The sequence below is a fragment of the Micromonospora sp. NPDC049060 genome (genome assembly GCF_040649055.1).
Taxonomy (GTDB): Bacteria; Actinomycetota; Actinomycetes; order Mycobacteriales; family Micromonosporaceae; genus Micromonospora; species Micromonospora reichwaldensis.
This window is the reverse complement of sequence record NZ_JBEZEV010000089.1, coordinates 21,442-27,793: the sequence shown is the minus strand read 5'-3', so window position 1 is coordinate 27,793 and position 6,352 is coordinate 21,442. Positions and strand designations below refer to the sequence as shown.

The following is a 6,352-nucleotide window of genomic DNA, read 5'->3' as shown; positions in this document are numbered from 1 at the left end:
CGGTCTTGTACGCGGTCACCGCCATCTCGCCGACGTCCGCCCGGCTCCGTTCGGTCTCCTGCTCCAGCGGACCGATGCGGCTCTGCACCCGCGCCGCGGCGACCACCCCGACGATCGCGGCGAGGCCGAGGAAGATCCCCATCTGGGTCCAGGGCAGCACCAGGTCGGTGATGCCCTCGTCGCGCAGCGCCTCGACCACGGCCGCGCCGAGGCCGGCGCCGACGACCACGCCGAGCAGCGCGCCGAACACCGAGATCACCACCGCCTCCACGGTGATCATCCGCATGGTCTGCGCCCGGCGCAGGCCGATGGCCCGCAGCAGCCCCAGCTCCCGGGTGCGCTCCAGCACCGACAGCGCCAGGGTGTTGATGATGCCGAGCACGGCGATCACGATGGCCAGCGCCAGCAGGATCTGGATCATCATGAGCAGCCCGTCGAGCTGACCGGTCTGCTGCTCGATGAACGCCTCCCGGTCGGCCACCGACACCTCGGGGGAGTCGGCCAGCAGAGCCTCGATCTGAGGCTGCACGTCGGCCACCCGGGTGCCCGGCGCCAGCTGGATGAAGCCTTGGATGGGCTGCGGGATGGCGAAGCCGCTCGCCGCCTCCGCCGGCAGCACCACCGGGTTGGTCAGCTGGGAACTGGCATAGATGCCGGTCACGGTGTACGTGCGCGCCTCGCCCCGGGACGTCTGCACCGGCACCTTCGACCCCACGGAGAGGCCGCGCGCCGTCGCGGTGTCGGAGCTGACCAGCATCCCGTCCGGCGCCAGCCGGTCGATGTCGCCGGCGGTCGGCTCGGCCCCGAAGATCAGCCGCAGCGCGGCGACGTCACTGCTCGCCGCCACCCAGGTGCGCTGGCCGCCGACCATCGCCAGGTCGCCGTACTCGCCGTCGGCCAGGCGCACCCCCGGGATCGCGGCGGCCTTCTCCAGCACCGCCGGGTCGAAGCTCGGCGGCCGGGGGCCGCTCTGCGCCCCGGCGATCACCAGCTCCGCCTTCAGGCTGTCCTGGGCGAGCCCGCCGATGCTGCTCTTCGCGGAGTCCAGGATCACCGTCACGCCGGTGACCAGCGCGATGCCGACCATCAGCGCGGCGGCGGTGATGGCGGTGCGGCGCGGGTTGCGCCCCGAGTTGAGCCGGCCCAGCTTGCCGGGCACCGACCAGGCGAAGAGCGCGCCGAGCAGGCTCACCACCGGCCGGCTGATCAGCGGCGTCAGCAGGGCCACGCCGATGAAGGCGAACAGCACCCCGCCGAGGATGGTGGCGAGGGTGTTGCCCCCGGCGTTGCCGGTGAGCCCCAGCGCCAGCAGCGCGCCGCCCACGGCCGTGACGATCGCGCCGGCCACGGTGACCTTGGTCAGCGGGCGGTCGGGGGTGGCCACGTCCTGCATCGCCGCGATCGGCGGGATCCGCGACGCCCGCAGCGCCGGCAGCAGCGCCGCCACCACGGTGATCACGAGACCGACGGAGAACGCGCCGACCACGGCGGAGAGCGGCACGCCGATCCCGGCCAGGGTCAGCCCGCCGGCGAACGTGCTGAACAGGTACGCCAGCAGCGCGCCGATGCCGATGCCCGCGCCGAGGCCGAGCACCGAGGCGACCAGCCCCACCGCGACGGCCTCCAGCACCACCGAGCCGATGATCTGCCGGCCGCTGGCCCCCACGGCGCGCATCAGCGCCAGTTCGCGGGTGCGCTGCGCCACGATGATCGAGAAGGTGTTGAGGATCAGGAAGGTGCCCACCAGCAGCGCCACCGCGGCGAAGCCGAGCAGGATCCGGTTGAAGAAGGACAGCGCCTCCTTCATGCCGGCCGCCGCGTCCTCGGACAGTTGCGTACCGGTCTTGACCTCGAAGTCGGCGCCCACCGCGGCGGCCACGGCGTCGCGCAGCGCCTCGTCGGACACCCCGTCGGCGGCGGTGACCGAGAGGTTGCTGAAGGTGTCCGGCGCGCCGAGCATCAGCTTCTGCGCGACCGGCGTGGTGAACATGATCTCGTTGGCGCCACCGATGGAGTCCCGGCCGCCGCTGTAGCCGAACACGCCGACGATGGTGAACTCCTGCTTCGGCTGGAGGGTCAGCACGCCGACCCGGTCGCCGACCTTCACCTTGCCGGCCGTCGCCAGCGCCTTGTTGATGACGATCTCGTCGTCGGCCTGCGGGGCCCGTCCCTCGCGAAGCCGCACCAGGTCGCTCTCGCCGGTCCAGTTCTCGCCGAGCTGCGGCGGGCCGAACGAGGCGACCACCTTGCCGTTGCCGCCGATCAGCCGCGCCCCGTCGACGCCGACCACGCCGGTGGCCTCGGCGACGCCGGGCACCGCCCGGACCTTGTCGAGGGTGGCCGCCGGCACCGGCGCAGCCACCACCGGCATGCCCTCCGCCTCGCTGCCGTCGATCTTCGGCTTGGCGGCGACGTTGACGTCCACGCCTTCGTACGCGTCGGCGAAGATCGCGTCGAACGAGCGGCCGAGGGTGTCGGTGAGCACGAACGCGCCGGAGACGAACATGACGCCCAGCACCACGGCCAGGCCGGAGAGGATCAGCCGGACCTTGCGGGCCAGCAGGCTCTTCAGGGTCGCGCGGAACATCAGCGCGCCACCTCGGCGGGGGTGTCCAGCTTCTTCATGGTGTCCAGCACCGTGTCGGCGGTCGGCTCGATCAGCTCGGAGACGATCTGCCCGTCGGCGAGGAAGACCACCCGGTCGGCGTACGCGGCGGCGGTCGGGTCGTGGGTGACCATCACGATGGTCTGCCCGTGCTCGCGCACCGAGTTGCGCAGGAAGTTCAGCACCTCCGCGCCGGCCCGCGAGTCCAGGTTGCCGGTCGGCTCGTCGGCGAAGATCACCTCGGGCCGGGCGACCAGCGCCCGGGCGCACGCCACCCGCTGCTGCTGGCCGCCGGAGAGCTGCGCCGGCCGGTGGTCCAGCCGGTCCCGCAGCCCGACCGTGGCGATCACCGTGTCGTACCAGGCCGGATCCGGCTTGCGTCCGGCGATCGACAGGGGCAGCAGGATGTTCTCCTTCGCCGTCAACGTCGGCAGCAGGTTGAACTGCTGGAAGATGAAGCCGACCTTGTCGCGGCGCAGCTTCGTCAGGCCCGCGTCGCCCAGGCCGGTGACCTTCGTGTCGCCGATCGACACCGTGCCCCGGGTCACCGAGTCCAGGCCCGCGAGGCAGTGCATCAACGTCGACTTGCCCGAGCCCGACGGCCCCATGATCGCCGTGAACCGGCCCCGCTCGAACTCCGCGCTGACCCCCCGCAGCGCGACGACCTGCGCCTCGCCGCTGCCGTACACCTTCCACACGTCGTTCGCCCGGGCCGCGGCCTGCGCCTGCTGGCCTACCGTCGCGGTCACGTCATCTACCTCTTCCGTCTGTCTTCGGTCCGCGCCGCCCCCGCTGGTCCGGCGCGGCAGTCCCATCATCTGTGCTCGCCGGCCCCGATCCCTCCGACTCCGGTCGGAGCCGTGGCGGATTTCGCGCTGCGGGTGCCCCCCAATGCCGACTCAGGGTTGCCCCTGAGTGGGCGGCCGGGCGAGAGCGTTCCGCCGGCCGGGACCGATCCTGCACAGTGACGCCGCGTCAGGGTCAACCGCGCGGCGACGTCTCCGGTCACGGTAGGTGACGGCGGCAACCGCGCCGCGTGCCGTGGCGAATCCCCGGGTACGCGGCCCGTGCCGGCCGGCGACGAGACGCTACGCCCGCGGGCGGACCAGACCCGACTCGTACGCCAGCACCACGGCCTGCACCCGGTCGCGCAGCCCCAGCTTCGTCAGCACGTGCCCGACGTGGGTCTTGATGGTGGTCTCGCTGACCGACAACGCCCGGGCGATCTCGGCGTTGGACAGCCCCCGGGCCACGTGCACGAGCACCTCCCGCTCCCGCTCGGTCAGGGCGCTCAGCGTGCGGGGCGGCGCGGCCGCGGGGTCGGGCAGCGCGTCGGCGAAGCGGTCCAGCAGGCGCCGCAGGATGCGCGGCGCGACGACCGCGTCCCCGGCGGCCACCGTGCGGATCGCCGCCACCAGGTCGTCGGCCGGCACGTCCTTGGCCAGGAAGCCGCTCGCCCCGGCCCGCAGTGCCCCCACCACGTACTCGTCCAGGTCGAAGGTGGTCAGGATCAGCACCCGTACCGGCAGCCGGGCGTCGACGATCGCCCGGGTCGCGGCGACCCCGTCCATCCGCGGCATCCGGATGTCCATCAGCACCACGTCGGGCAGCAGCCGGCGGGACAGCTCCACCGCCTCCAGGCCGTCGGCGGCCTCGGCGACGATGTCCAGGTCGTCCTCCGTGCCCAGCACCATCCGGAAGCCGGTACGCAGCAGTGGCTGGTCGTCGGCGAGCAGGATGCGTACCGGCCGTGCCGGCACCGTCGCGTCGGTCACCTGATTCCGTTACCTTTCAGTGCGCTTCAGTGAGCACACGGCCGGTAGCCCTACCTTGCGGTGGGACGGTCCCGGTCTGATCGGCGGATGCCGTGCCGGGTTGACGCTTCACGGCCGCCTGCCCGCGTATGCGGGTCTTCTGGTCGGCTCCACGTCCTGTCACCGGGCCACTCCCGGCGGTGTCGAACTCGGCCGCGAGAGCGGCCAGGTTCAGTGCGGCGTTGCGGTCCCGATCCATGACCAGGCCGCACGCCTGACAGTGGTATTCGCGCTCGGACAGGGCCAGTTTGGTTTTCGCCGCGCCACAGCCTGAGCAGGTCTTCGAGGACGGATGCCAGCGGTCGGCCACGAGCAGACGGCCGCCGTTCCATTCGGTCTTGTAGGCCAGATGCCGCCGCAGTTCGGCGAACCCGGCGTCGGCGATGTGCCGGGCCAGCCGCCGGTTGCGGAGCATGCCAGCCACGTTGAGGTCTTCCACCACGAGGGTGCCGTACTCGCGGGCGAGTCGGGTGGTGAGCTTGTGCAGGCCGTCGCGGCGCAGGTTCGCCACCCGGGCATGTGCGCGGCCGAGCCGTGCCGCCGCGCGTTCCCAGCGCTTCGACGGGCGTCGCCCGGTTCGCCGGTCCGGGCCGGTCTTACGAGACAGTATCCGCCCCAGAGCCCGCAGCCGGGTCTGGGCGGTGCCTAGGTGGCGCGGGTTGTCGACCAGCTCGCCGGTGGACAGCACCGCCAGGTGCTTGATGCCGACGTCCACACCGACCACGGAGTCCGGCCGGGCCGGTACCCGCTCGGCGCGCTCAACCTCGACCGTAAACGCGACGTACCAGCGGCCACCGTTACGACGCACGGTCGCCGACATGACTCGCGCCGTGCCGTTGTCGAGGCGGCGGGCGAGCTTGCGGGCCGACTCGTGCAGCTTCAACCGGCCCAGCCGCGGCAGCACCACGTGCATCCGGTCCGGCTCGACACGGATCGCACCTGTCGTAAACCGCACGGACGGTGTGGTGCGGCGGCGGGACTTGAAACGCGGGAACCGGACCGACCGTCCTACCCGTTTCCCGCTGCGGGAGTCGGCCCAGTTCTTCAATCCGCGGGCCAGGGCATCCAGGCCGGTATTGAACGCCTCCTTGGACACTTCCGTCCACCACGGCGCCACCTCGGCCTTAGCTGTGTTCCACGCTTTGCGCAGCGCGGCGAGCGACCACGACAGCGACGGCGTCAGCAGTTCGTCCGGCACGCCGTAAGTTCGTTCTGCCGCCCGCTGGTCCATGACCGCTTTGACCCGGGCCAACGCCCAGTTGTGCGCGACGCGGGCCGCGCCGGCGTGCGCGTACACGTCGCGCTCCTGTCCCGGCGTGAGGTCGAGGGCGAACCGGTTCGCCTGGATCGTCTTCACTCGGAGTCCTCGGTGACCGCCTCGACGCCCCGGCGGGCCCGGTTCGCGGCAGCACGCCGCCCGTACAGGCGGGCGCACAGTGACGTGAGAATCTCGGTCACGTCGCCCACGAGGTCGTCGTCAACCTCGGCCGGATCGACCACCAGCAGTCGACGGCCCTGCGCGGACAGCGCGGCCTCGACATACTCGGCGCCGAACCTGGCGAACCGGTCACGGTGCTCTACCACGATGGTCGACACGGCCGGGTCGCGCAGCAGCGCGAGGAACTTCTCGCGGCGGCCATTGAGCGCGGATCCGACCTCGGTCACCACCCGGTCCACGGCGAGGCGCTGACCGGTTGCCCAGGTGGTGACCCGGGCGACCTGCCGGTCCAGGTCCGGCTTCTGGTCTGCCGACGAAACGCGGGCGTACACCACAACCTGCTCTACAGCGGCGGCAACGCTGGTGACCGGTTCCCCAACCATGATCAGGCGGCCGAGCCGGTACGTGGGAACGGGCAGCGTGCCGGATTCGTAGCGCCGACGCGCGGTCGCGTACGAGATCCCGGTAGCCGCTGCCCACTCCTTCAAATTCACA

General features: G+C 72.0%; 5 protein-coding genes. All 5 read right to left on the bottom strand.

The window, feature by feature from the left end; all coding sequences use genetic code 11:
* Nucleotides 1–2,587 (bottom strand): FtsX-like permease family protein (locus AB0B83_RS25015; RefSeq protein WP_357580204.1); only part of this gene is annotated, 2,587 nt, incomplete at its 3' end.
* Complete coding sequence (locus tag AB0B83_RS25010; RefSeq protein WP_357580203.1) at nucleotides 2,587–3,354, bottom strand: ABC transporter ATP-binding protein; 768 nt, start codon at nucleotides 3,352–3,354, stop codon at nucleotides 2,587–2,589. The genes AB0B83_RS25015 and AB0B83_RS25010, both read right to left, overlap by 1 nt.
* 339 nt (nucleotides 3,355–3,693) lie before the next feature.
* Nucleotides 3,694–4,380: a response regulator transcription factor gene (locus AB0B83_RS25005; RefSeq protein ID WP_132237447.1), complete on the bottom strand. Its 687-nt coding sequence runs from the start codon at nucleotides 4,378–4,380 to the stop codon at nucleotides 3,694–3,696.
* A gap of 16 nt (nucleotides 4,381–4,396) precedes the next feature.
* A complete protein-coding gene (tnpB, locus tag AB0B83_RS25000; protein WP_357580202.1) occupies nucleotides 4,397–5,776 on the bottom strand; it encodes an IS607 family element RNA-guided endonuclease TnpB in 1,380 nt (459 codons plus the stop codon).
* Nucleotides 5,773–6,351, bottom strand: a complete 579-nt coding sequence (locus tag AB0B83_RS24995) for an IS607 family transposase (protein ID WP_357580201.1) — start codon at nucleotides 6,349–6,351, stop codon at nucleotides 5,773–5,775. Before AB0B83_RS24995 ends, tnpB begins: the two co-directional genes overlap by 4 nt.
* Nucleotide 6,352 lies beyond the last annotated feature (1 nt).